Annotated in this window: 19 protein-coding genes; 9 read left to right on the top strand and 10 right to left on the bottom strand. The window is 39.3% G+C overall.

Annotated features, from left to right (window positions below; translation table 11 throughout):
• The first annotated feature begins 143 nt into the window (after positions 1 to 143).
• Complete coding sequence (gene gpmI, locus GJV03_RS01590) at positions 144 to 1,691, top strand: 2,3-bisphosphoglycerate-independent phosphoglycerate mutase (protein ID WP_154129321.1); 1,548 nt, start codon at positions 144 to 146, stop codon at positions 1,689 to 1,691.
• Between the two features lie 30 nt (positions 1,692 to 1,721).
• Entirely contained in the window at positions 1,722 to 2,900 is a 1,179-nt protein-coding gene (locus GJV03_RS01585; protein WP_151956268.1) for a S41 family peptidase, read from the top strand.
• 275 nt (positions 2,901 to 3,175) lie between these two features.
• Here the strand turns inward: GJV03_RS01585 and GJV03_RS01580 are convergent, their stop codons facing one another.
• From GJV03_RS01580 to GJV03_RS01570, 3 genes are read right to left on the bottom strand one after another with little or no spacing between them, the layout of a single operon-like run.
• On the bottom strand, positions 3,176 to 4,591 hold the full coding sequence (locus GJV03_RS01580) for a sigma-54 dependent transcriptional regulator (protein ID WP_105714623.1): 1,416 nt from the start codon (positions 4,589 to 4,591) through the stop codon (positions 3,176 to 3,178).
• A gap of 17 nt (positions 4,592 to 4,608) precedes the next feature.
• The gene (locus GJV03_RS01575) at positions 4,609 to 6,177 is read right to left on the bottom strand and encodes an ATP-binding protein (protein ID WP_151956270.1); all 1,569 of its coding nucleotides are present in this window, start codon (positions 6,175 to 6,177) and stop codon (positions 4,609 to 4,611) included.
• 36 nt (positions 6,178 to 6,213) lie between these two features.
• The gene (locus tag GJV03_RS01570; RefSeq protein WP_004718392.1) at positions 6,214 to 6,849 is read right to left on the bottom strand and encodes a response regulator; all 636 of its coding nucleotides are present in this window, start codon (positions 6,847 to 6,849) and stop codon (positions 6,214 to 6,216) included.
• Positions 6,850 to 7,081: 232 nt separating this feature from the next.
• On the opposite strand from GJV03_RS01570, the gene pbpG reads away from it, so the two are divergent.
• Complete coding sequence (gene pbpG / locus GJV03_RS01565) at positions 7,082 to 8,137, top strand: D-alanyl-D-alanine endopeptidase PBP7/8 (protein ID WP_004718389.1); 1,056 nt, start codon at positions 7,082 to 7,084, stop codon at positions 8,135 to 8,137.
• A gap of 289 nt (positions 8,138 to 8,426) precedes the next feature.
• Here the strand turns inward: pbpG and thrC are convergent, their stop codons facing one another.
• The 4 genes from thrC to xerD all read right to left on the bottom strand — a co-directional run bounded on the left by thrC (position 8,427) and on the right by xerD (position 12,984).
• Positions 8,427 to 9,566 carry a threonine synthase gene (gene thrC / locus GJV03_RS01560; protein ID WP_004718388.1) on the bottom strand — a complete coding sequence of 380 codons (1,140 nt, stop codon included), beginning with the start codon at positions 9,564 to 9,566 and terminating at the stop codon, positions 8,427 to 8,429.
• A 135-nt stretch (positions 9,567 to 9,701) separates the two neighbouring features.
• Positions 9,702 to 11,006: a homoserine dehydrogenase gene (locus GJV03_RS01555; RefSeq protein ID WP_004718385.1), complete on the bottom strand. Its 1,305-nt coding sequence runs from the start codon at positions 11,004 to 11,006 to the stop codon at positions 9,702 to 9,704.
• A 125-nt stretch (positions 11,007 to 11,131) separates the two neighbouring features.
• Positions 11,132 to 11,944 (bottom strand): thioredoxin fold domain-containing protein, encoded by an 813-nt coding sequence (locus tag GJV03_RS01550; RefSeq protein WP_004718384.1) that lies wholly within the window; start codon positions 11,942 to 11,944, stop codon positions 11,132 to 11,134.
• Positions 11,945 to 12,066: 122 nt separating this feature from the next.
• Positions 12,067 to 12,984 carry a site-specific tyrosine recombinase XerD gene (gene xerD, locus GJV03_RS01545; protein WP_056516585.1) on the bottom strand — a complete coding sequence of 306 codons (918 nt, stop codon included), beginning with the start codon at positions 12,982 to 12,984 and terminating at the stop codon, positions 12,067 to 12,069.
• Between the two features lie 168 nt (positions 12,985 to 13,152).
• On the opposite strand from xerD, the gene GJV03_RS01540 reads away from it, so the two are divergent.
• From GJV03_RS01540 to GJV03_RS01530, 3 genes are read left to right on the top strand one after another with little or no spacing between them, the layout of a single operon-like run.
• Positions 13,153 to 13,422 (top strand): FeoA family protein, encoded by a 270-nt coding sequence (locus GJV03_RS01540; protein ID WP_004718380.1) that lies wholly within the window; start codon positions 13,153 to 13,155, stop codon positions 13,420 to 13,422.
• Positions 13,419 to 15,281, top strand: a complete 1,863-nt coding sequence (feoB, locus tag GJV03_RS01535) for a ferrous iron transport protein B (RefSeq protein ID WP_004718379.1) — start codon at positions 13,419 to 13,421, stop codon at positions 15,279 to 15,281. Before GJV03_RS01540 ends, feoB begins: the two co-directional genes overlap by 4 nt.
• Before the next feature lie 29 nt (positions 15,282 to 15,310).
• Complete coding sequence (locus GJV03_RS01530) at positions 15,311 to 15,562, top strand: DUF6587 family protein (RefSeq protein WP_004718378.1); 252 nt, start codon at positions 15,311 to 15,313, stop codon at positions 15,560 to 15,562.
• A gap of 175 nt (positions 15,563 to 15,737) precedes the next feature.
• Here GJV03_RS01530 and GJV03_RS01525 read toward each other — a convergent pair whose 3' ends face one another.
• Positions 15,738 to 17,540: an ABC transporter ATP-binding protein gene (locus tag GJV03_RS01525; protein ID WP_154129319.1), complete on the bottom strand. Its 1,803-nt coding sequence runs from the start codon at positions 17,538 to 17,540 to the stop codon at positions 15,738 to 15,740.
• 291 nt (positions 17,541 to 17,831) lie between these two features.
• Here GJV03_RS01525 and GJV03_RS01520 point away from each other — a divergent pair, with 291 nt between their 5' ends.
• A complete protein-coding gene (locus GJV03_RS01520) occupies positions 17,832 to 18,455 on the top strand; it encodes an alpha-ketoglutarate-dependent dioxygenase AlkB (protein WP_154129318.1) in 624 nt (207 codons plus the stop codon).
• Here the strand turns inward: GJV03_RS01520 and GJV03_RS01515 are convergent.
• Positions 18,440 to 19,141: an NAD(P)H-dependent oxidoreductase gene (locus tag GJV03_RS01515; protein ID WP_154129317.1), complete on the bottom strand. Its 702-nt coding sequence runs from the start codon at positions 19,139 to 19,141 to the stop codon at positions 18,440 to 18,442. The genes GJV03_RS01520 and GJV03_RS01515 overlap by 16 nt on opposite strands.
• Before the next feature lie 314 nt (positions 19,142 to 19,455).
• The gene (locus GJV03_RS01510) at positions 19,456 to 20,244 is read right to left on the bottom strand and encodes an IclR family transcriptional regulator C-terminal domain-containing protein (protein WP_004818582.1); all 789 of its coding nucleotides are present in this window, start codon (positions 20,242 to 20,244) and stop codon (positions 19,456 to 19,458) included.
• Between the two features lie 612 nt (positions 20,245 to 20,856).
• Here GJV03_RS01510 and GJV03_RS01505 point away from each other — a divergent pair.
• Positions 20,857 to 22,941, top strand: a complete 2,085-nt coding sequence (locus tag GJV03_RS01505; RefSeq protein ID WP_154129316.1) for an FUSC family protein — start codon at positions 20,857 to 20,859, stop codon at positions 22,939 to 22,941.
• A gap of 2 nt (positions 22,942 to 22,943) precedes the next feature.
• Positions 22,944 to 23,150 (top strand): DUF1656 domain-containing protein, encoded by a 207-nt coding sequence (locus GJV03_RS01500; protein ID WP_004718368.1) that lies wholly within the window; start codon positions 22,944 to 22,946, stop codon positions 23,148 to 23,150.
• Positions 23,151 to 23,201: the final 51 nt, after the last annotated feature.

The following is a 23,201-nucleotide window of genomic DNA, read 5'->3' as shown; positions in this document are numbered from 1 at the left end:
AATTGGTTAGATTGGTTGGATTTTAACTAGATTAGAAATTTAGATGATGGCAACCCGTTTTTGCCATGGTCATAGCATAGAGTCTGCCGTAAAAAAACGGTAAGATGTAACGATTAATTTGTAAACAGTAAAGAGTGTAAATCATGACGGATGCAACTGCTGGCAAAATCCCTCACGTTCTGGTGATTATGGATGGTGTGGGTCATCGTGAAGCGGTCGAAGATAATGCGTTTTTAGCAGCAAAAACGCCAAATCTAACCATGATGCAAGAAAAGCATCCGCATAGTTTAATTTCAGGTTCAGGTGAAGATGTTGGTTTGCCAGATGGGCAAATGGGTAACTCAGAAGTGGGTCATATGAACTTGGGTGCAGGTCGTGTGCTGTATCAAGATTTTACTCGTATTACCAAAGACATCCGTACAGGCGATTTTTTCGAGCATGAAGTTCTGATTGATGCGGTAGAAAAAGCCAAAGCGGCAAATGGTGCATTACACATCATGGGATTGTTGTCAGAGGGTGGTGTCCACTCTCATCAAGACCATATTATTGCGATGTGTGAGCTTGCCTTGAAGCGTGGGGCAAAAGTCTATTTACATGCGTTCTTAGATGGTCGTGATACACCACCACGGAGTGCAAAACCTTCTTTAGAAAAACTCGATGCGGTATTTGCACAATATCCAAATCAAGGCCGTATTGCCACGATGATTGGACGTTACTTTGCCATGGATCGTGATAATCGTTGGGATCGTGTGGAACAAGCTTACCGTCTGATGACTGAAGGAGAAGCTTTACGTGTTGTTGATTCAGCAGTTGAAGGTTTAGAGCAAGCTTATTCAGCCAATGAAAATGATGAATTTGTTAAAGCAACCCGTATTGGTGAAATTGCAAAAATCCAAGATGGCGACAGTGTGGTCTTTATGAATTTCCGTGCAGACCGTGCCCGTGAAATTACCAAAGCATTTGTAGAGCAAGACTTTGCAGGTTTTGAGCGTAAAGTAGTACCACATCTATCTAAATTTGTAATGTTAACGCGTTATCAAGCGACGATAGATGCACCAGTGGCATATATGCCAGAAGGTTTAAAAAATTCAATTGGTGAATACTTATCTTCTTTAGGCAAAACGCAGTTACGTATTGCTGAAACAGAAAAATACGCTCATGTGACTTTCTTCTTTAGTGGTGGTCGTGAAGATGAATATCCAGGTGAAAAACGGATCCTAATCCCATCACCTAAAGTGGCGACCTATGATTTACAACCAGAAATGAGCGCACCAGAAGTTACCGACAAGCTGGTTGATGCGATCAATTCAGGCGAGTTTGACCTTTTGGTGGTGAACTATGCCAATGGTGATATGGTGGGTCATACTGGCGTGTTTGAGGCAGCTGTGAAAGCAGTTGAAGCGGTTGATATAAGCCTTGGTCGTTTATATGAAGCTGTAATGGCAAAGCATGGTCACATGCTGATTACCGCTGATCATGGTAATGTCGAGCAAATGCAGGATTATGTGAGTGGTCAAGTCCATACCCAGCATACCACTGAACTTGTACCTTTCATTTATGTTGGACCAACCTCAGCGACGATTGCTGAAGGTGGAGTTTTAGCAGATGTTGCACCGACTATTTTAAGTTTAATGCATCTCCCTGTACCGACAGAAATGCAAGGCCGTAATCTAATTACATTGAAAGCATAAAATTATCTCTATTAAAAACTAGGTGCGTGAATGGCTCAAGCTTGGAAATATATTGCTGTATTAACAGGATTGTTGACCTGTGGGAGCCATTCAGTTTGGGCGGCAGAAAATGCTGCCGCACTTGATTTTGATGGTGATGTCGAAGAAAGTATTGCGGAAGTGCCCATTGAATCGATTGAGCAGTTTGTGCAAATTTACGGTATCGTTAAAGACAATTATGTTCAGGAAAAACCTGATGATGTTTTGTTTTTACAGGCAATCAAAGGGCTGGTAGGTGGTTTAGATCGCTATTCACGTTATCTGAGTCCTGAAGAATATAAACAGTTGATGCAATATACGGAAAGTGACCTTGCGACTGCTGACTTTGAATTGGCTTTTGATAATCATATTCATCAATGGAAAGTGAAGAATTTACGCGATAATTCAGACTCATTTAAACTTGGTTTAAAAAATGGCTTCACTATTTTTAAAATTGAGAATCAAGAACTTAAAAACTTAAATGCTCAGCAAGTTGAAGACTTATTACATGGCTCAATTGGTTCAACTTTTCAGTTGCAACTGAATGAAAAAAGCCCAGCAATCACTGTGGTCAGAAATCGAAAATTGGAAGTGGCGGATATAGAGCCGGTTATGTTGCATAATCAGGTTTTGGTTCTTAAAGTCAAAGTCTTTCAACAAGATACGGCCAATGAAATTAAACGTTTAATTGAAGAATATAGCACTCAAAAAGTAAAAGCCGTGCTATTCGATCTGCGCAATAACCCCGGTGGTTTACTCTCAGCGGCTGTTGAAACGGCTGATCTGTTTTTAACTCAGGGAACGATTGTTTCGACCAAAAGCCGTTCAGAAGGCAATCAACAATTCCAAGCCTTACCGGGTGATGAGTCGTCTAATACCAAATTAGGTATTTTGATTAATGGTCGTTCGGCATCTGCCGCAGAAGTCTTTACGGCTGCAATGAAAGAGCATCAACGTGCTTGGGTCATTGGTGAAAAAAGCTATGGCAAAGGCGTTGTACAGAAATTATTCCCATTGCCAAATGGCGCCGCATTACAAATGACGGTTTCGCATTATTATACGCCTAATGGCAATATGATTGACGGACAAGGCATTCGCCCTAATCTTGAATATCCATGGGCTTTGGATCAAAAAGAAGAAACTTATTTAAATAATGTTGCAGATCAACTATTAAAACATCGTGAGAGATAAAGTTGAATGCGAGAAGTGAATTTATAACACTGTAGCCGTTTTATGCTGCTATATCTGACATGACGTATTTAAATAACGTTGTGTCGGCGATCCTTCAGCTTGCACTGCAAACTAAGCCAATGCTTGCTTGTTGCTCAAAATGAAAATGACCAAATCCTATGTTGAGTAAGGGGTGTACCCCCTTACTCAATGACGACATCCATGTTGTCACGCTGTAACCATGTAAAAAGCAAAAGCGTTTGAATTGATATTATGATGAAGAATGGAGGCTACTTTTATTCATCATCATCGGTATCTAAACCAAACTTTTTCAAACGGTAGCGTAAAGAACGAAACGTCATGCCTAATTTCTTCGCAGCTAAAGTGCGATTCCAATGGGTTTGATTTAATGCAGATAACAGCACCTCTTTTTCGACTTTTTCCAAATATTGCTCCAAACCTTCTTCTGGAATGTTTTGTGCTTTATTCGGCATAACGATAGGCAAGGCTTTACTTTGCATCAGATCATGCTGTTCGACTTTGTGGATACCACGATGCGGAGCAGGTTGTAGCTGTTGAATATCAATATAGTCTTCATCACTCATGGTAATGGCTTTTTCGATGATATTGCGTAATTCACGAACATTGCCTGAGTAATGTTGTTGCAAAAGAAAAGCTTTGGCTTGTTCAGTGAATGACTTGGTTGAAATACGCCATTCTGTACAAATTTGCTGAAGAAAATGATTGGCTAAAATCAAAATATCACAATCACGTTCGCGCAATGGCGGGAGCACAATATCCATCACATGAATTCTAAAAAACAGATCATGACGGAATTTGCCTTGTTCAACGAACGCTTCAATGTCTTGATGTGTTGCACTGATAATACGAAAATCAACTTCGATTTCGGTATCACTGCCTAAAGGACGAATTTTCTTTTCTTGTAAAGCTCGTAACAGTTTGGCTTGCATGGCCAATGACAGTTCTGCAATTTCATCTAAAAACAGGGTACCACCATTGGCAGCTTGAATAAGGCCCTGTTTGTCTTGAGTTGCACCTGAAAAACAGCCTTTCTTATGCCCAAATAGCTCACTCTCCATCAGCTCTTCAGAAATTGCACCACAATTAATCGCAACAAAAGGGCTATCACTGCGGTTGCTGAGTAGATGGATGAGATTGGCAACTACTTCTTTACCTGTTCCCGATTCACCCGTGATAAATACTGGTGCTTGTGAACGAGCAATTTTTTTAATCGATTCTCTTAACTTACGAATCACCTGTGAATCACCGATGAGCATTGATTCCTCAAGCGGCGCATCGCTGATAGTTTCTCTTAACTGTGGTACATGCAAAGCTTTTTGTAAAAGCTGTTGCAGATGTAATTGGTTAATCGGTTTGCTGACAAAATCAAAAGCACCTGCTTTCAGCGAGGCAATCGCAATTTCCATATTTCCATATGCAGTTAAGACTGCAATTGGTGTTTTAGGATAATGTTGCGATACATGTTTAACCAAATCTAAACCACTACCATCAGGGAGGTTTAAATCGGTAATACAGGCATCATATTTATATTCACTAAAAAAATATTTGGCTTGTTGTAAATGGTGTGCCATATGCGTTTTGATGCCCATTCGAGAAAGGCTCATTTGCATTAACATACATAAATCTTGTTCATCATCTACAAGTAAAACCAATGGTTGTCGTGTAGTCATATCCCCAAAAACCTAATCTAATCCATGAGTGGGCATTCGATACGGAAGCACGCCCCTTGTTGTTTTTGCTCTACGTAAATTAGTTTCGCTTGATTCGCTTCGCATATCGTCTGCGATAGGTACAATCCTAAACCAGTTCCATTGATTTCGGTACTAAAAAATGGCTGAAATAATTGCGAAAGATCTTGTTTTGTGACGCCTTTCCCATAATCAATCACATCGATATATACGTGTGATTCATTTTTAAACGTTTGCACTAAAATGTGTTCAGCATTTTGATCATTGTGACGTAATGCATTACGGACTAAATTGATTAGAACTTGTCGAAGATGAGAATCATCAAAATAGATCCAAACATCAACTTGAATTTCTAATTTGATTTTTTCCTGAGCATCCCCTAAATCATGGCGTAATAAGTCATCAACAAATTCTTGAAAATTAATTTTTGAGGTATGGATCTTTTTATTTTTTGCCATATCTAAGGTATCTTTAATAATATTATTGATACGGATGGTCTGTTTGGTAATCATTTGATTTAAAATTATTTGTTGTTCTGGATCACTGCTGATAAAGAGATCATTGGCCTGCGCAATGGCGGCAAGCGGATTGCGAATTTCATGGGCAATACTGGCCGATAATTGACCAAGTGCGGCAAGTTTGAGTTGTTGTACCTTTTGATTAATTTTTTGTGCATCTTCGAGGACTAAAAGCGTGAGTGCTTGATGCGGAACAATCAATTTTTGTACGCGAATATCGACTGTATACGAGGACTGTTGGGATTCAAATTGGAAGCGTTCGCCATCACGTAACATGGCATCTTTTAAGATTTCATATAAGTCCGGTTGAAAGCTGGATAAATGATATTGCTCATGTGCGTAAAGCGGTGAAATGCCCAAAAGTAAACAGGCAGCAGGGTTACTGACGATAATTTTGCATTTTTCATCAAGCACCAAATAACCGACTTCAATCTGTTCTAAAATATAGCGGTTAATGTTCTGTAACTTAAATAATTCAAGAGATTGATAGGTATTTAACGACTCTAAAACTTGGAAGCGATTAATTGCAATCTGTCCAATGCCATAGACCATAAAAAATAAAAAAGCCAATAAGGCACTGTTACTAATATTATTTAAATTTGAAAAATCGAAGAAGCTGCCTAAAAACTGTTGGTAAATAATTGCAATCACAGAAACCAGTGTTACGAATAGCGCTTTATTTTTACTCAGCAGAAAATTCGCGGTAAAAACGGCAATCACGAACAAAATACTGATGGCTAAATTTGGCCCATTGAGGGCAAATACCAAGGTACTTAGAAAGGGAATATCAACAATAAAAAAACCGATAAATTGCCGCCCAACCCCATGCGGATAGAACTTGAGCAGCATCATTTGTAATGCTGCGATCAGCGTAAATGCGGTTAGAGAATAAAAATATAAGCTGGGATATTCGTAATGTACGGGCTGATGTTCAAGGGTAATCAGAAAAATAATGACTAAGCAAAAGGCAATAACCAATCTATACCCTGAATACAGTGTGCCTAGACGGTAAATTGTTTGATAAATAGGAACCGTTACCGTAGGCGACATAAATCGTACTCAAGATAAATTATTGTTTTAATCAATTTATGGCTTAATTAGACCATAACGTATCGCAAGGTGAGTGAGTTTTACATCACTATCAAGTCCTAATTTTTCAAAGATACGATAACGATAAGTATTGACTGTTTTCACACTGACAAAGAGTTTGTCAGAAATTTCTTGTGCACTGACACAATTTACCACCATCATGGCAACTTGCATTTCACGCTCTGACAGTGCGTCAAAAGGTGAGGTTTGTGTATCGGACAGATAAGAACTTGCAAGTTGTTCAGCAATATCTGCACTAAAATATTTACCGCCTTGCATGACTTTTTTGATTGCACGAACCATTTCAGTGATCGGTGCGCCCTTGGTAATGTAACCACGAGCTCCAGCTTTCAATAACAGCGATGGATAGGGTTCTTCAGCTAAACCACTCACAGCGAGTACTTTGGTATCAGGTGCGGTTTGTAACAAACGACGGGTAGTTTCTACACCACCAATTCCAGGCATGTTGACATCCAATAAAACCACATTGGGATGTTGTTGCCTTACAATCGTAATTGCTTCTTCACCAGATTCTGCTTGTCCAATGACTTGAATATCGGTCTGATCTTCTAACATTCTGCAGATGCCGGTTCTTACTAATTCATGGTCATCTACCACTAAAACAGTAATCACTTACACCTCCTTAAATTTCTCAATATCGACATTTTTGTTACATAAAGCAAAAAAGACTTGCAAAGACATAACAAAATTGGCAATCCTATTCCTAATATCCATTCAATATTTACGCATAATACGGCGTGATTGAAATATTTGTTTTAATATAGTCACGTTTGAGTGTAAATGTAAGTCATATTTGAGGTAATTAGCAAGTTTGTGAATACCTCCTTGAGGTGAGTAAATTATCGTGAAAAAACCAAAAAAAACGTTAATGCATGTGCTGAGTTTGTCAGTACTACTCAGTTTGAGTTCTACCGGTTTTGCTGAAATCATTATGAACTCATCGGGGGGGAGCGGACAAGCAACTGTAAATTGGTCTTCTTCAGATGCGAGCCAGTTACTCAATGGTGACTCTCTGGATGATGATGGCGAAGATATTTCTCCAAAAGGCTCAACCACCTTAACCACAACAATTCGTGCATCAAATGCTGCACCAACAACATTGACCAATAAGTCTGTACAGATTTATGACACCAATACCTATAATAGCCAGCCATCGGTAAATGCGCGCGCAGCATTGGTGATGGATGCAAAAACAGGTGAAGTCCTGTTTAGTAAAAATACCAATATGGCATTGCCTATCGCATCAATTACCAAGTTGATGACAGCAGTGATTACCGCAGATGCCCGTTTAAATATGTCTGAAGACATCACTTTGCAACAAATCGATTTTGCGGGCGCTGGTGGTAAGAATTCAAGTTCAACTTTAAAAGTTGGCGATACCATGAATCGTGCTGAAATGTTACTTGTGGCATTGATGAAATCAGAAAATCCAGCTGCAGCGGCTTTAGCACGTACTTACCCAGGTGGTCGCCAAGCGTTTTTTGCTGCAATGAATTCAAAAGCACGTCAATTGGGCATGAACTCAACCCATTATGTTGAATCTACTGGTTTAGATCCACGTAATGTTTCTTCTGCTCGAGATTTGGGGATTTTAGTCAGTGCTGCATCGCAATATGGCTTGATCCGTCAATTTTCAACAACAGCACATTATGATTTTAATTTAGGTTATCGCGTGTTGAAATCAAACAATACCAATGCCTTAGTACGTAATGGTGGCTGGAATATTAATATTTCTAAAACGGGTTATATCAATGAAGCAGGGCGTTGCGTAGTTATGCATACTACTGTAAATAGTCGTCCAGCTGTGGTGGTGTTATTAGGTGCAAGTTCTTCTCAGGCACGTACCAATGATGCAACCAATTTATTAAACTGGGTCAGTAATTTACCGAAACGTATCTAATCGGTTTCTCACAGCACTTAACCAGCCAAATGACAAAAAGCTCTTTAATATGAAGGGCTTTTTTTATGCTTAAATTAAGCATAAAAAATAGATTATGAGATGTGTAAATTTGGAATACTGGTGTTTGGGTGGCACTTTCAAATCGTGCTGACAAAGCAATTGATATTAAAGGCAGATAGTGTGACTGAATCAGATCTGTACTATGACCAATATGAAGAAGAATAATGTTTAGCTTGAGCAAATAAAAAACCAGTTGCGCACAACTGGTTTTTTAGATGTGAATGCGTTATTACATATTTGAAAGAATAGAGTCTTTCACTTGATTCATTGTTGCATCAATAGATAACATCACTGCATCTTCACATTGTTTAATTGCGGTATCAGGATCTTTTAGACCATTACCTGTCACAGTACATACAATCACAGAACCTTCAGCAATTTTACCTGCTTTGATATCACGAATTGCACCACCGATAGATGCCGCAGAAGCAGGTTCAACAAATACACCTTCATACATAGAAAGCAGACGTTGCGCTTCTAAAATTTCTGCATCAGTTAATTCATCAAACCAGCCATTTGAGTCACGAACGACCGCTTTAGCATGATTAAAGCTTTGAGGATTACCAATACGAATTGCTGTTGCAACTGTTTCTGGGTTTTCAACAGGACCACCACGTAAGAATGGCGCAGCACCAGAAGCTTGATAACCGACCATGACCGGACGACCTTCAGGGTTTGGACCGGTAAACTTATCTGTTTCAGGGTCATAAACCACTTGTTCAAATGCTTCAACAGGTTGATTAGCAACTGCTTCGGTATAACCCATCCAATGCGCAGTGATATTGCCCGCATTACCAACAGGTAAGCAGTGGTAGTCAGGCGCACGACCTAATGCTTCTACGATTTCATAAGCAATGGTCTTCTGACCTTGTAAGCGGTATGGGTTGATTGAGTTAACAATCGTTACCGGCGCTTGGTCTGCAACTTCTTTAACCAAACGCATGCCGTCATCGAAGTTCCCGCGAATTTGCATGGTGATCGCGCCGTACATCATCGCTTGTGCCATTTTACCCATGGCAATTTTGCCTTCTGGGATTAACACAAATGCTTTGATACCCGCACGAGCAGCATATGCAGCAGCAGCAGCAGAGGTATTGCCTGTAGATGCACAGATAATTGCCTTAGAGCCTTCTTCTACTGCTTTGGTCACTGCCATGGTCATACCACGGTCTTTAAACGAACCTGTCGGGTTTAAACCTTCATACTTCACATAAATTTCAACATTCTTACCAATAATACCGGGAATATTGTCTAATTTAATGAGAGGCGTATTACCTTCATTTAAAGAAATAGCACGTGTAGTTTTCGATACTGGTAAGCGGTCACGATAGCGATCAACAAGTCCTGTATAGCGATTGGCATTAGACATGATGGTGTTCCAATTGTGTGTAGAGCAAATAAGATATTCTTTTAACCTCTAAGCCTCTACTCGGAGAGGCTGAGCCATTCATTGAATGGCGCTTTGCAGGGTATTGCTGCAAATTTAGAGGAGTTTAAAACCCGATTAGTTATCGAGCAATTCTAAACGAATTCGTACGATTTCGCCATGGATAGCAGGTAAGGCTTGAATTTGTGCAATCGCTTCATTCATTTTCGATTCGACAATCGGATCAGTCAAAATCACGATAGGAATCAGATCTTTTAAGCGAGGTTGCTGCATGATGGCATCAATACTGATTCCAGTGCGACTTAAAATTGTTGTTACATCTGCAAGTACGCCAGTTTGGTCTTCAGCATTTAAACGCAAATAATAACCTGTGGTCATCTCATCACTCGACAAGATATGCAAGTCGGAAAGAGCTTCAAAGGCAAGCTGAGGAATAGTACCTGAACCATCTTCTGTGTAAATGATATCACGGACAATATCAACCACATCTGCCACAACCGCAGAAGCAGTAGGGCCTGCGCCTGCACCTGCACCATAATACAATGTAGGGCCAACTGCATTGGCTTGAACCAAAACTGCATTCTTCACGCCATTTACATTGGCAAGAAGCTCTTCTTCAGGAATCAGGGTTGGGTGTACGCGAAGTTCGATGCCTTTGCTAGAACGACGTGCAATACCCAAGTGTTTGATCTTATAGCCAAGCTCTTCAGCGTATTTCACATCTTGTGCAGTAATCTTGGTGATACCTTCGGTATAAACCTTATCGAACTGTAAAGGAATACCAAAGGCACATGACGCAAGAATAGTCAGCTTATGCGCAGCATCAATGCCTTCAACATCAAATGTTGGGTCTGCTTCGGCATAACCAAGTTCTTGCGCTTCTTTAAGTACGTCCGCAAAGGCACGACCTTTTTCACTCATTTCAGTCAGAATGAAATTACCTGTACCATTGATGATACCCGCCAGCCATTCAATTTTATTGGCTGCTAAGCCTTCACGAATGACCTTGATAATTGGAATACCACCGGCAACCGCTGCTTCAAAGGCAACTTGTACGTGGTGATCATCAGCTGCTTTAAATAGCTCATTGCCATGTTCTGCAAGTAAGGCTTTGTTTGCCGTTACCACTTGCTTGCCATGTTTTATAGCTTCCATCATGACTTCATAAGCAGGGTGAATACCGCCCATGACCTCAACGACAACATCAACATCAGGCTGGCGGACGATATCTAGCAGATCAGCGCTCTGTTTAATGCTTGCTGGTAAATTTAGATCTGGACGTGGACGACGCGTGCCTACGTGGGTAATTTCAATTTCTCGACCGGTGCGACGTCTAATTTCAGCAGCGTTTTCTTGTAGTAGTTTAAGGGCACCACCGCCTACGGTTCCAAGACCGAGTATTGCCAGACGAACTGGTTTCACGTCACACTCCAATTATGTATATAAATTATATTAAGCTTAGATCATAGCTAAAAAATGCGCCAGACTCTAGAGCCTGACGCATCTTTATATTGAGCTATAAATAATAGTAAATTTACTGATAAAAATTATTTATTTAAACGGCTTTCAATTTCGTCAGCAGTCATATAACCGCCCAGATATTCACCCTCTGCATTGTAGATCGCAGGGGTACCATTTACACCCATTTTTAGACCTAAAGCATACAGGTCGCGAACTGGATTTTTACAGCTTGCTGGTGGAAGCGCGGTACCAGCAATGGCTTGATTAAATGCAGCACTACGGTCTGCACTACACCAGATACTTTCCATCGTCGGTATAAATTGTTCACCACGTGGCCATGCGATATAACGTATTTCAATACCTTTAGCCGTGATTTCACTGATATGTTCATGAAGTTTATGGCAATAAGGGCAACTTGCATCAGTAAATACATAGATCACATGTTTAACCTTACCTTGCGCAGGGTAAACCAAGAGGTCCTTAATATTTAAGTCAGCAAGATATTTCTTGTTTTCTGCAGCTTGTATTTTGTCACCAATGCTACTGAGTTTATCACCACCTAAACGGATCACATCGCCTTGGATCAGGAATTTACCATCAGATGTTGCATAGACTGAGCTCATGCCTTCCATACTGATCCAATAAAGATTGGGCATTTCAGTCGGTTTAGCATCTAAAATTTTGGCTTGAACGCCAGCCTTTTTGAAATTGGCTTGTAATGTTTGAATTAGACGTTGTTTTGCATCACGCTCAGTTAAATTCGATGCTTCACCTGTTGCAGGTGCTGTCGCAGTTAAAGTGTCATCTTTTTTTGAGTCTGGATTCTTTGAACAAGCACTCACTGCCATCGTGCTTGCAATAAGACAAGCCAACATCAATTTTGAACGATTCAATTGCATAAATAACTCTTTATGTTTCTTCAGCATGATTTGAGGGAATTAGCATAACAAAATTTTTAATAGTGTACTTTAAAACTTGATTAAGGGATGTAAATTGCCGATATACACGTCATGCTCAGCCATCAAGCACGTGGATGATATTTTTCATGCAGCTGTTGCATACGGATTTGTGCGACATGGGTATAAATTTGTGTGGTCGATAAATCACTATGCCCCAAAAGCATTTGCACCACCCGTAAGTCAGCACCATGATTTAAAAGATGCGTTGCAAAAGCATGGCGTAAGGTATGTGGTGATAGCTCTGCTTGAATCCCAGCTTGTAAGGCATAACGTTTGATGGCATACCAAAAGTTTTGACGACTCATGATGCCGCCATGTTGGGTTAGAAATAGATAATCGGTAGCGGATTTATACAGTTGTGGGCGAGATTCAGTTAAATATTTTTCCACCCATTCACATGCCATGCCCCCCAAAGGCACCAAACGTTCTTTATTACCTTTACCTGTGATTCTTAAATAGCCTTGTTTTAAATTGATCAAATCTAATCTTAAATTGAGAAGCTCAGAAACACGTAAACCACAAGCATAAAGCACTTCAAACATGGCGCGATCACGCAAACCTAATGCTGTTGTGACCTCTGGTGCTTGGATCAGTGCTTCAACGTCCTGCTCCGATAAATCTTTAGGCAATGCTCGTCCGAGTTTTGGGGTTTTATGGGTCGCGACAGGATTATCTAAACGAATCTTTTGTTCACGTAAAAACTTAAAAAACGAACGTAAAGCAGAAAGTGAACGGGCAATTGACCGAGGGCTTTTGCCTTGTTTAGTGAGTTGAATAAGTACATCGGAGATGTCTTCATGTGTCCAATTCGGAAGGTAAGAATTTACACATTCACTACATTGAATTAAGTCAGATAAATAGGCGTTTCTTGTATGCGGACTGACCGTTTGCGCAATTAAATAGTCACGGAATCCCTGTAAAAAGCCTAGATTTTCAGGAATGGCAACAGCAGCAGGAATACGTGGTTTCTTATTTAGCATGGTCTTCGGTGGTGTTTAAAACTTATTTGTTGATGGAATGTAGACTAAAAGAAAACATAAGTCGAATATCGTATTTGAATGAGAATTGTAATCAAACCTTACTTGGTAATTATTCTCATTTGTATGTATAATAGTCTGTCTATCGTGTAAATTTTAGGGTTAATTGCTGTGCGTTTGTCAGACTTGAAAGTAAAGCAAACTGCCATTATCGCAAAGGTCAATCGTACCTCACAAGATAATGTCAATCAGCCAGATTTAGTGGCGAGTCGTTTAGAAACTCTAGGTTTTGTGCCTGGCACACGTGTACAAGTGATCACAAAAGGTGTTTTTGGTGGTGATCCTATTCTCATTCAAATTGGTTTTACTCGATTTGCGTTGCGCAAGATCGAAGCCGAGAAAATTGAAATACATCAGGCATTAGAAGGAGCTTCCGCATGAGCGAAACTTTACGTATTGCTTTAGTGGGAAATCCTAACTGCGGTAAAACTTCACTTTTCAACCATTTAACCGGTACACGTCAAAAAGTTGCCAACTATGCTGGGGTGACTGTTGAACGTAAAGTGGGTACATTTAATTTACCTTCTGGTCGTGCGGTGCGTGTTCTAGATTTGCCTGGAACATATAGCCTCGATGCAGCCAGTCCTGATGAAGCCATTACCCGTGATGTCGTTTTAGGGAAAATTGCCGGTGAACAAGATCAACAGGCATTTTTATGTGTGGTGGATGCAACCAACTTAAAATTACATTTGGGACTTGTCCTTGAAGTCATTGAACAAGGCAAACCGATTCTGCTTGTATTAAACATGATGGATGAAGCGCGTCGTCGTGGGATGCAGATCAATACCCAAAAATTATCACAGCGTTTAGGTATTCCTGTGGTGGAAACGGTTGCTGTGCGTAATGCAGGGATTGAAAACTTGATGGGTGCTTTGGAAAATGAAAAATTCCACACACCAAGTGCAGAACTGAGTGATGTTAAGCTTTCAGGTTCCAATCATGAAAAAATTGACCAAATCTTAAAAGATGTGGTGGTTTTTTTAGATCATGAAGATAAACGTACTGATTTTCTCGATAAGATTTTTTTACACCCCGTTTTAGGACTTCTTAGCCTTGCGCTGATGATGTTTATTGTTTTCCAAGCTGTATTCGCTTGGGCGGCGCCATTTATGGATGGTATTGAAGAATTTTTTGGCTGGTTTGGTGGCTGGATTGGGCAGTTTATTACCCAGCCACTACTTCACAGCTTGGTGGTCGATGGGATTATTGCAGGTGCAGGTAGTGTAGTGGTGTTCTTGCCACAGATTCTGATTCTGTTCTTCTTTATTTTGGTTTTAGAAGAGTCAGGCTATCTACCGCGTGCGGCGTTTCTACTCGATAAATTAATGTTTAAAGCAGGCTTAAGTGGTCGGGCGTTTATCCCACTGTTATCCAGTTTTGCCTGTGCTGTACCTGGGATCATGGCGACTCGAAGTATCAGCGATCCACGAGATCGTTTGGTGACGATACTGGTTGCGCCGTTGATGACATGTTCAGCGCGTTTGCCAGTGTATGCCTTGCTGATTGCTGCATTTATTCCAGCGAAAATGGTTTGGGGCTTCCTTAATCTACAAGGTTTAGTGCTCTTCGGTTTATATATGGCGGGAATTGTGAGCGCACTCATTGTTGCGACCGTGCTGAAATTTTTCCAGAAAGATAAATCACAACATGCTTTATTGATGGAATTACCAAGCTACCGTATCCCAGATATAAAAAGTGTATGGATTGGTTTGTTAGACCGTGCCAAGATCTTCTTAAAGCGCGTCGGTGGCATTATCTTCGCTTTATCGATTTTATTATGGTTCTTATGTACATTCCCTCAACCGCCAGAGGGTGCAACTTTACCAGATATTGACTACTCTTTTGCCGGGATGCTGGGGCATGTGATGCACCCAATCTTTGAACCGCTTGGATTTAATTGGCAAATCTGTATTGCTTTAATTCCAGCGATGGCAGCACGTGAAGTTGTGGTTGCAGCATTGGGTACGGTTTATGCTTTATCCGCAGCGGATGATGATGCAGTTGCTCAAGGTTTATCACATCTGATCAGTCAGGGTGATTTAAGCTGGTCAGTTGCAACAGGTTTATCGTTGTTGGTGTGGTTTATCTATGCACCGCATTGTTTAGCGACATTGGCTACGGTAAAACGTGAAACAGGTTCTTGGAAAACTGTTGCAGGTATGACGGTCTATTTATTTGGTTTGGCTTATTTAATGGCTTTCCTCACTTATCAAATTGCGTCAGGTTATTTTGGTCTATAAGCCAGAATCTTGAAGCAAAGGAGCTAGAGATGATTGAATTATTGATTATTGCGGTATTGGTGATTTGGAGTGCAATTTTTGTATTTAAGAAAGTCTTTCCAAAGTCAGCGTATTCGGTGTTTTCTAAACTGGCTCAATTTTGTCAGTCGCAAGGTTGGAATCGTTTAGCCAAATGGATTCAGCCTGCGATGGTGAGTGGATGCGGTGGCGGTTGTGGTTGCAGTAGTGCTGAAACGGACAATCCTAAAAAGGTTGAAGTCCAAGCAGTAAAATGGAAATGATTGGCCTAAAAAGAAAAAAGCCATTCTAGAACATAGAGTGGCTTTTTATTTGTATGTGGGAATAGTCCATAAAAGATAATTTATCTCGTTAGCAGATAGGCATATCTTGAATGATCCAATGCTGCAAAAAGCAATTTAATTTGAATACTGAGGTTGGTAAAACATTAACAACACTTTAGCTATGGGTTTCTTCCTCACCATCATCTTCAAAAGTTCGTGCAATTTTTTCGATATTTAAGCTTTTAGCCATCGCATCAAAAATTTCCTTATAAGCACCATCTTGATGATAAAGATCATGATGTTCACCATGCTCAACGATTTGTCCTTCTTTCATCACATAGGTGTAATCGGCATCAATAATTTGTGAAAGGCTATGCGAGATCATAATCACAGTTCGACCTTGTTTAATCTCATCTAAGCTTTGTTTGATTTGCTCTGAAGCGATGGCATCTAAACTCGCTGTGGGCTCATCTAAAAAGATAATAGGCGGGTTTTTAAGGAACATTCGAGCAAGTGCGATACGCTGTTGTTGTCCGCCAGACAATAGCAAGGCATCTGCTTCATAGGCATGGGGTAATTTTAAAATCTGCTCATGAATCGAGGCTTTTTTTGCAGCTGCGATGACTTCTTCATTGCTTGCATGGGGCTTACCATAACGAATATTTTCTAAAATTGAGCCTTGGAAAATATGGTTTTTTTGCAATACCAAGCCAATATGTTCTCTTAAATAGTGTGTATCGAGTTGCTCTAAATCAATCCCATCGAGTTTGATACAGCCTGAATTCGGGGCGTAAAATTTATCTAATAGGCTGATTAAGGTTGATTTTCCCGCACCTGATAAGCCGACTAAAGCTGTGATTTTATTGGGTTGAATAGTCATGTTAATCCGATGTAAGGCTTGATGACCATTCGGATAGATAAAATCAACATTTTCCAATTCAAATTTGCCATGAATTTGAGGTTTCATTAAGCCACTGGCTTCGATTTCATGATCTGCTTCTAAGATGCCAAAGAAGCTTTCTGAATAGATCATTGCCGAGTTAATTTCATCATAAATACGGTGCAAAGAGCGGATCGGTGCAGACACGTTATTGAACAACAATACATGGTACATGATCATCCCTATACTCATTTGTCCATCTAAAACAAAGTAAGCAGTTAAGATAATGATCAGGACTACACCAACTTGTTCGATAAAGGTTTTTAGACCATCAAAAATATAGCTGGTTTGTCGAGTTTGCATCTGATTTTCAGTCAGTGACTTTTGTAAGTTCAGTTGCTTGGTGGATTCAACAGCCTCTTTATTAAAAGATTTAATCACTGTAATTGAGTTAATAATACTCAAAATACCTTGATTCTTCTTTTCCATGTTATCGCGCAAGGCTCGACGTTTGCCAGAAAGCTTTTGTGATTGTTTAAAGGTCAGCCAAAAGTAAATTGGTACAATGATTGTTGCGACCACACCCACCCAAAAATTGGCATAATACATTAGGGCTAAAGCGATAATTGCACTGGTAAATAACGGTAAAATATCAATAAAAAAGATTTGAACCAGCCGAGTGAGCGAGCTAACTCCACGGTCGATACGGGTTTGTAATTTTCCTGCTTGGTTATTTTTCTGATCGAAAAAGGCCAATCGATAGGTAATAAATTTTTCGATAATACCTTGAGATAGGTCCTGTGAAATTAAAATTCTGAGTTTTTCACCAAATGATTTTTGCCCAAACTGAACAATTGCATTGATGACTTCTTTGGCTAATAAAACCACAGTAATGGTAATGATAATGTGCCATCCATCCGTCAGGCCTTGTCCTGCTTGGATCAGTTGGTTAATGCTGTCTACAGCATATTTAAGTGTAAGAGCATTGACCTGAGCGGTGAGTGAGCCAATCAATGTTAACACTAAGGTAACGATGACAAGCCAGCGGTAGGGACGTACAAAGGGGCGTAATTTTTGAAATAATTGCCATAAATTCATAGGTTTTTTGCTTTTTATCAGCTTGGTTTTAGTCTAAAGCTGAATAAACGTTGCTACAAGTGATTGCTATGTTTTGAATTGTGAAAGATTTTAATAATGTCTTACACTAGTCCAAATCTTCACGATCAAAATCCTATTTAAATTCTTCAGCTTGCTGAATTAATTTGAATATTTACCCATGATATGACCTACTATTCTTCATATTAAAGTTGTTTAATTTTGATCAAAAATGACTTGTTTCATGTTAAATATTGATTCATTGTTGGATGAACCTGTAGCTCATTTTAGACAATGAATTTAGATTTATTTGAACCTGAAGCACAAGATAATTTACTGCCTTATGATGGGGTAGTAAAAGACTTTGGCTTAATTTTGGATCATGAACAAAGTCAAAAATATTTAAATTATTTTCTACAGCATTTGGCTTGGCAACATGATGAAGTTTATTTGCATGGTCAATATTATAAAACTGAGCGCAAAGTGGTGTGGTATGGCGATGATGATTACCAATATCATTATTCAGGTATGGCAAAACAAGCCCATATCTGGAATCCCGCTTTATATCGACTCAAACAGCATATCGAGCAACTCACAGGGCAAACTTATAATTCCTGTTTGGCAAATTTATATGAAAATGGCTCACAAGGCGTGGGTTGGCATAGTGATGATGAGCCATCATTGGAAGCGCCCAACCACAATGTAGTGATTGCTTCATTGAGTCTAGGCGCTACTCGAAAATTCATTTTTAAGCACAAGTGGAAAGCTAAAAAAGTAGATTTACTTTTACACAGTGGTCAGTTGATTGTGATGCAAGGACAGACCCAACGTTATTGGAAACATAGCCTCGCCAAATCCACACGAATTTTAGCGCCTCGTGTAAATTTGACCTTTCGTTACTTTTATCCAAGTGGATAAAGCTTGTCATCAAATTGTTCAAGTTTAGGAAAGTCTAATACAGGTAAATTTTCTAAGTTATGTAAATATTGCTGATAATCAAGCAGGATTTGTTGACGTGCTTCATGAGAAATATAAGGAACATGGTAAGCGGTAAATGGTGGCAGCACTTCAAAGCCTGCATAAGCTAAAGTTCCACGTTGAATTGGCAGTAACAAGTCATCAATTGAACCATGAATCGCATGATCACCAAACATATGTTCACGGCCACCCAAGGTAAAGCTTAACAAGGCTTTTTTCCCCACCATGCCGCCGTGGTTATAAAAACGTTTACCACCATAGAAAATACCCGAAACGAATACGCGATCAATCCAGCCTTTTAAGATGGCAGGTACAGATGTCCAATACATGGGGAAACTTAAAATCACTAAATCTGCTTTTTGTACTTTTTCAATTTCAATCTGAATGTCTGCTGCAATCTGCTTGTTTTTACAAGCATGGCGCTGTTCCAAAGCATAATTCATATATTCAGGATGACTCAGTTCTGAGAAATCCTCTCGTGATGCGATTGGATTAAAATTCATGGCATACAAGTCTGAAACCTCAACTTGATGTCCTAATTTTTCCAAGACCTCAACAGCATGATCTTTCATTGCGGTTGTAAATGAAAGGGGTTCGGGGTGTGCATGGACGATGAGGATATTCATAACATTCCTTAATTAAAATTATGCATCATTGTTATTGGCTGCTTTAGATTATTCCTCAATGAAAATGATTCGCCAATTACTCTAATTATTTTTTTAATGGCTTAAAAGTGAACTCAATGGATAAAAAATTTTGCACATAAAAAAGCCTATGTTTAAACACATAGGCTTCCTTACTCTGAGGAGGAATTGTCTTCGCAAAAACAATGTCCAAAAAATCATGGATTACTGAAGAACATAATCATATTATGAGAATATAAAAACATTATCAAGAGATAAAAACATTACAAAATGTTAAATTATCAAGATGATTGCGCTTATGGGTGAAATTCAGATAATTGGTCATTGGCAGAGAGTGCTTGATAGCGTTTTTCAATCTGTGCAGCAGACTCTTGCAAGGTCTCAATCAATTTTGGGGTGTTGACGTATTCAAAACGATTTTTTGAAGCAAGTACGGTCAATGCTAAAGGCGCTTCTTTACTTGAAAACTTCACTGGGATAGATAAGCCAGAAACATTTGGATCAAGTTCACCTTGTGAAAAATAATAACCTTGTTTTTTTATTTTTTTCATTTTATTAACAAAGGTTTCTTCATTTTCAGCAAAACCAACTTCAGTTAATTGTGTTGCAAAGCGAAGGTAATATTCATGAATTTTCTGTTTAGATAAATGCGCCATGATCACTTTAGGTGAAGAGCCCATAAATACGGGACGAGGGCAACCACGACCATAAGAAAGTAAAGTTTCATCACGATACACCTCATGATGAACATCAATACAATAGTCATCATTTAAATGTGTCAGTAAACAGCAAAGCTCTGTACGTTCTGAAATTTCTTGCATAAATGGTTTGCTGATTTGAACCAATGGATCGGTGGTTCTAGAAATATAGTCCATCACAGCAATTTTAGGACCAAGGGTGTAATCGCCTGAAGTTCCATTTAAGCGTTGCAAAATATCAGCCGAAACTAATTCTTTTAAATAGCGATAGCTGGTCGGTTTAGATAAACCAAGCTCTTCACAAATCACATCGACATTAATTACTGGGCGAGACACCGAAAATAAATCCAATACGGTGAGAATTTTGCCAAAACTGGAAAGTGCCATTGATGACCTACTCAATTAGTGAGAATCAAAAAAAATAATAATGAATGTTACTTTATAACAAATTGTTCAAGAAAAAACAGTGGAATTTGCATTGTAAATGCAAATGATTCTACATTTTTAACTTTAGTGGTTATTTTGAGAAAAAGCACTACATTTGAACATTAAAGTAAATTATATTTAGTTGTATTATCAAAATGAGATATTTTTATTGATTATTTGTGTTTTTTTTGAGATTATTGCTGATATGAATATCCAATGGTGAATTTATACTTTTCTAGAAGTGTAAATTTTTATCATAAATTGAGTCCTTCTCTACTCAATCGTTGTATTTGAGCAAATGCCTAAATTTGTTCTTCTATTCACATCTTTTTTAAAACCACACTGTTTATTTGATGTGGGACTGCTGACAATTCGTCTATGTTTGCGGCAACGCAAGCCATTTATGAAATGCCAAAAGACCCTAAGCAGTGCGGTTTTTTGGTCTATAAGAAAAGAAAATGTGATGTGTACAACAAACCCTTATAAAAGTGGTGAATATCAGCTTCCTAGATCTTAGAGCGCTAGAGATGACAGAGAAAATCAATGAAATTGAATTTATAGTGAGTTGCTTGCATGTTACTGATCAAACCCTTATTGGCTTTTAGACCCAATAAACTCGATTGGATTTTTGCGAGCAAAACTTTCATTGCAGGAATGCTGGCACTCTATATCGCATTTGAGCTCAACCTGAGCTACCCGATTTGGGCGATTGGTACAGTCTTTGTGATTGCCAATCCTTATTCGGGCATGATGGCATCAAAAAGTATCTATCGAATTTTAGGAACCTTGATCGGAGCAATTTTTGCTATTGCAGTGATGCCTCATTTGGTTAATACCCCTTGGTTATTTACCTTTGTACTGGCAACTTGGGTGGGGATCTGTCTATATCTGTCTTTAATCGACCGATCACCACGCAGTTATGTGGTGATGTTAGCGGGTTATACCGCGGTGATTATTTGTTTTAACTCAATTTATTATATCGAGACAGTTTCGATTTTCGACATGGCTGTGGGTCGATTCTTAGAAATCTCGTTGGGTGTTGTGTGTAGTGCTGTGGTCTCTGCCACTATATTTCCTATGCATATTGGGCCTGTGGTCGAACTCCGTGTCACTAAAACCATGCAAGACACCAAACAGGCTTTTGACTCAATTTTGTCTGATCCGGCACATACAGATAATTATACTCAGCTATTGACCAATATCACGCGTGATACAACAGATATTCATAGTATGGCTGTGCATTTAAGTTATGAAACTTCAAAATTTAAGGGCATGACCAAACCACTCCAAGAGTTGCTACATCAAGTGACGATGTTAGTGGCTAACTTGGTCGCAATGTCAGAACGGATCAAGCAACTGGATCAAATTGATTTAACTTATCGTCCGTATCTGCTTGAGTTTCATCAAAAGATTGATGATTTTTTAGAAGGTGAAAATGCCATTCTTGAAGATGAGCTTAAGCACTTACCTGAACATTTTGACCAAGAATTTCAAACCATCACTGAACATGCAACTGCTAAACAGCAGGTGATTTTGGGCAGTCTAAAAATGGATATTCGCCATTTTATTCAAAATGTTCGTGCAGTGAAGTTTATTTGGCAATGCATGCAGCAAGGTAATCATAGCTTACCTGAATCCATTGTACCTTTAACCACAACCTATCCCAGTTTACATCGTGATTATGGCGTTGCGGTACGTGGCGGGATATCGGCATTTTTAACCACCAACATTGCCTGTGCATTTTGGATTTTAAGTGGCTGGAAAATGGGCTTTATGGTGGCAGAAATGGCCGCAATTACAGCATGTATTTTGACCTTTTTAGATGACCCTGTACCTGCGCTAAAAATATTTATCCGCTCCAGTATTTATGCCGCTATTTTGGTTTTTATTTATGCATATGGGATTTTTCCGCATATCACCGCATTTTGGGAGTTAGCCGTTGTATTAGCCCCCTTTATTATGTTTTGTGTGATGTTGTATTTACATCCGCCTTTGCATGCACTGGGCTTACCGCTGATTATGAGTACGATTATGGGGTTAAATCTGCAAAACCGTTATTTGATGGATCAGATCACCTTTTTTGATGCTTCGATTGCAACCGTGATTGGGCCGATTATCACGGTTTGTATTATGCAAATGGTACGTTCAATGTCCCCTGAAATGACAGTAAAACGGATGTTGACTTTACACTATAAAGCCATGCGGGAGAGTATTGCGATGTCTTATGGAACGGGCTTTAGAATTCATTTACGCAGTATGCTTGATCGTATTGGCGTGTTAAATACCAAATTGATTCAGTCAGAACAGCTCAAAATCGAAATTAACAATGCTTTGATTGAGTCGAGTGCCGCAATTGATTTAACCCGTTTGCAGGAGTTGGCTCAAAAATTGTCGCCTGAATCTACGACGACCAGTGCAATTGTTAAATTACAAGGCCTACTTAACCAGTGGTTAAGCGAAAAAGCAGTAACTCAGCCTGATGATAACTTACGACAAGCATTGATTCAGCAATTTGATCAAGTCTTACAAGATGCGCAAGCTGTAGGTGATCAAGATATTCGACAGCGTATAGAAATTTCTGTGAATAATATTCGCAATAGTATTTGTCATATTCATCTGGTTGATGCGCAACCTTCAACTGTTCTAGTGGGAGCATAAATATGGGTGAGCTCAACATTTATGGTGTTTATGTCCCAATTTTTTTAATTCAAGCAATTCTGGCATTCATCATCTGGAAAGTGGTGTGTATTGGTACAGATCGCTTGGTTGAAAAAGAATGGATTGCATTGCCTGGGATTTTTAACATCTGTATCTATTTGATTTTATTGTGGTCGATTCATTGGGTATTTATTCAGGTGACGACTTAGCCGCTGCAATAGAGCTGATTTACTTTTAAGTTTAATGATTGGAAAATTGAA

Source organism: Acinetobacter sp. RIT698, from assembly GCF_009668065.1.
In the GTDB taxonomy this organism is placed as follows: domain Bacteria; phylum Pseudomonadota; class Gammaproteobacteria; order Pseudomonadales; family Moraxellaceae; genus Acinetobacter; species Acinetobacter guillouiae.
The sequence above is the reverse complement of the archived record's forward strand: the minus strand, read 5'-3'. Positions and strand labels throughout refer to the sequence as shown.

Coding starts and splice junctions, on each gene's coding strand:
- gpmI (WP_154129321.1), top strand. CDS start 144: ATGACGGATGCAACTGCTGGCAAAATCCCTCACGTTCTGGTGATTATG.
- GJV03_RS01585 (WP_151956268.1), top strand. CDS start 1,722: ATGGCTCAAGCTTGGAAATATATTGCTGTATTAACAGGATTGTTGACC.
- GJV03_RS01580 (WP_105714623.1), bottom strand. CDS start 4,591: ATGACTACACGACAACCATTGGTTTTACTTGTAGATGATGAACAAGAT.
- GJV03_RS01575 (WP_151956270.1), bottom strand. CDS start 6,177: ATGTCGCCTACGGTAACGGTTCCTATTTATCAAACAATTTACCGTCTA.
- thrC (WP_004718388.1), bottom strand. CDS start 9,566: ATGTCTAATGCCAATCGCTATACAGGACTTGTTGATCGCTATCGTGAC.
- GJV03_RS01550 (WP_004718384.1), bottom strand. CDS start 11,944: ATGCAATTGAATCGTTCAAAATTGATGTTGGCTTGTCTTATTGCAAGC.
- xerD (WP_056516585.1), bottom strand. CDS start 12,984: ATGCTAAATAAGAAACCACGTATTCCTGCTGCTGTTGCCATTCCTGAA.
- feoB (WP_004718379.1), top strand. CDS start 13,419: ATGAGCGAAACTTTACGTATTGCTTTAGTGGGAAATCCTAACTGCGGT.
- GJV03_RS01530 (WP_004718378.1), top strand. CDS start 15,311: ATGATTGAATTATTGATTATTGCGGTATTGGTGATTTGGAGTGCAATT.
- GJV03_RS01525 (WP_154129319.1), bottom strand. CDS start 17,540: ATGAATTTATGGCAATTATTTCAAAAATTACGCCCCTTTGTACGTCCC.
- GJV03_RS01520 (WP_154129318.1), top strand. CDS start 17,832: ATGAATTTAGATTTATTTGAACCTGAAGCACAAGATAATTTACTGCCT.
- GJV03_RS01515 (WP_154129317.1), bottom strand. CDS start 19,141: ATGAATATCCTCATCGTCCATGCACACCCCGAACCCCTTTCATTTACA.
- GJV03_RS01510 (WP_004818582.1), bottom strand. CDS start 20,244: ATGGCACTTTCCAGTTTTGGCAAAATTCTCACCGTATTGGATTTATTT.
- GJV03_RS01505 (WP_154129316.1), top strand. CDS start 20,857: ATGTTACTGATCAAACCCTTATTGGCTTTTAGACCCAATAAACTCGAT.
- GJV03_RS01500 (WP_004718368.1), top strand. CDS start 22,944: ATGGGTGAGCTCAACATTTATGGTGTTTATGTCCCAATTTTTTTAATT.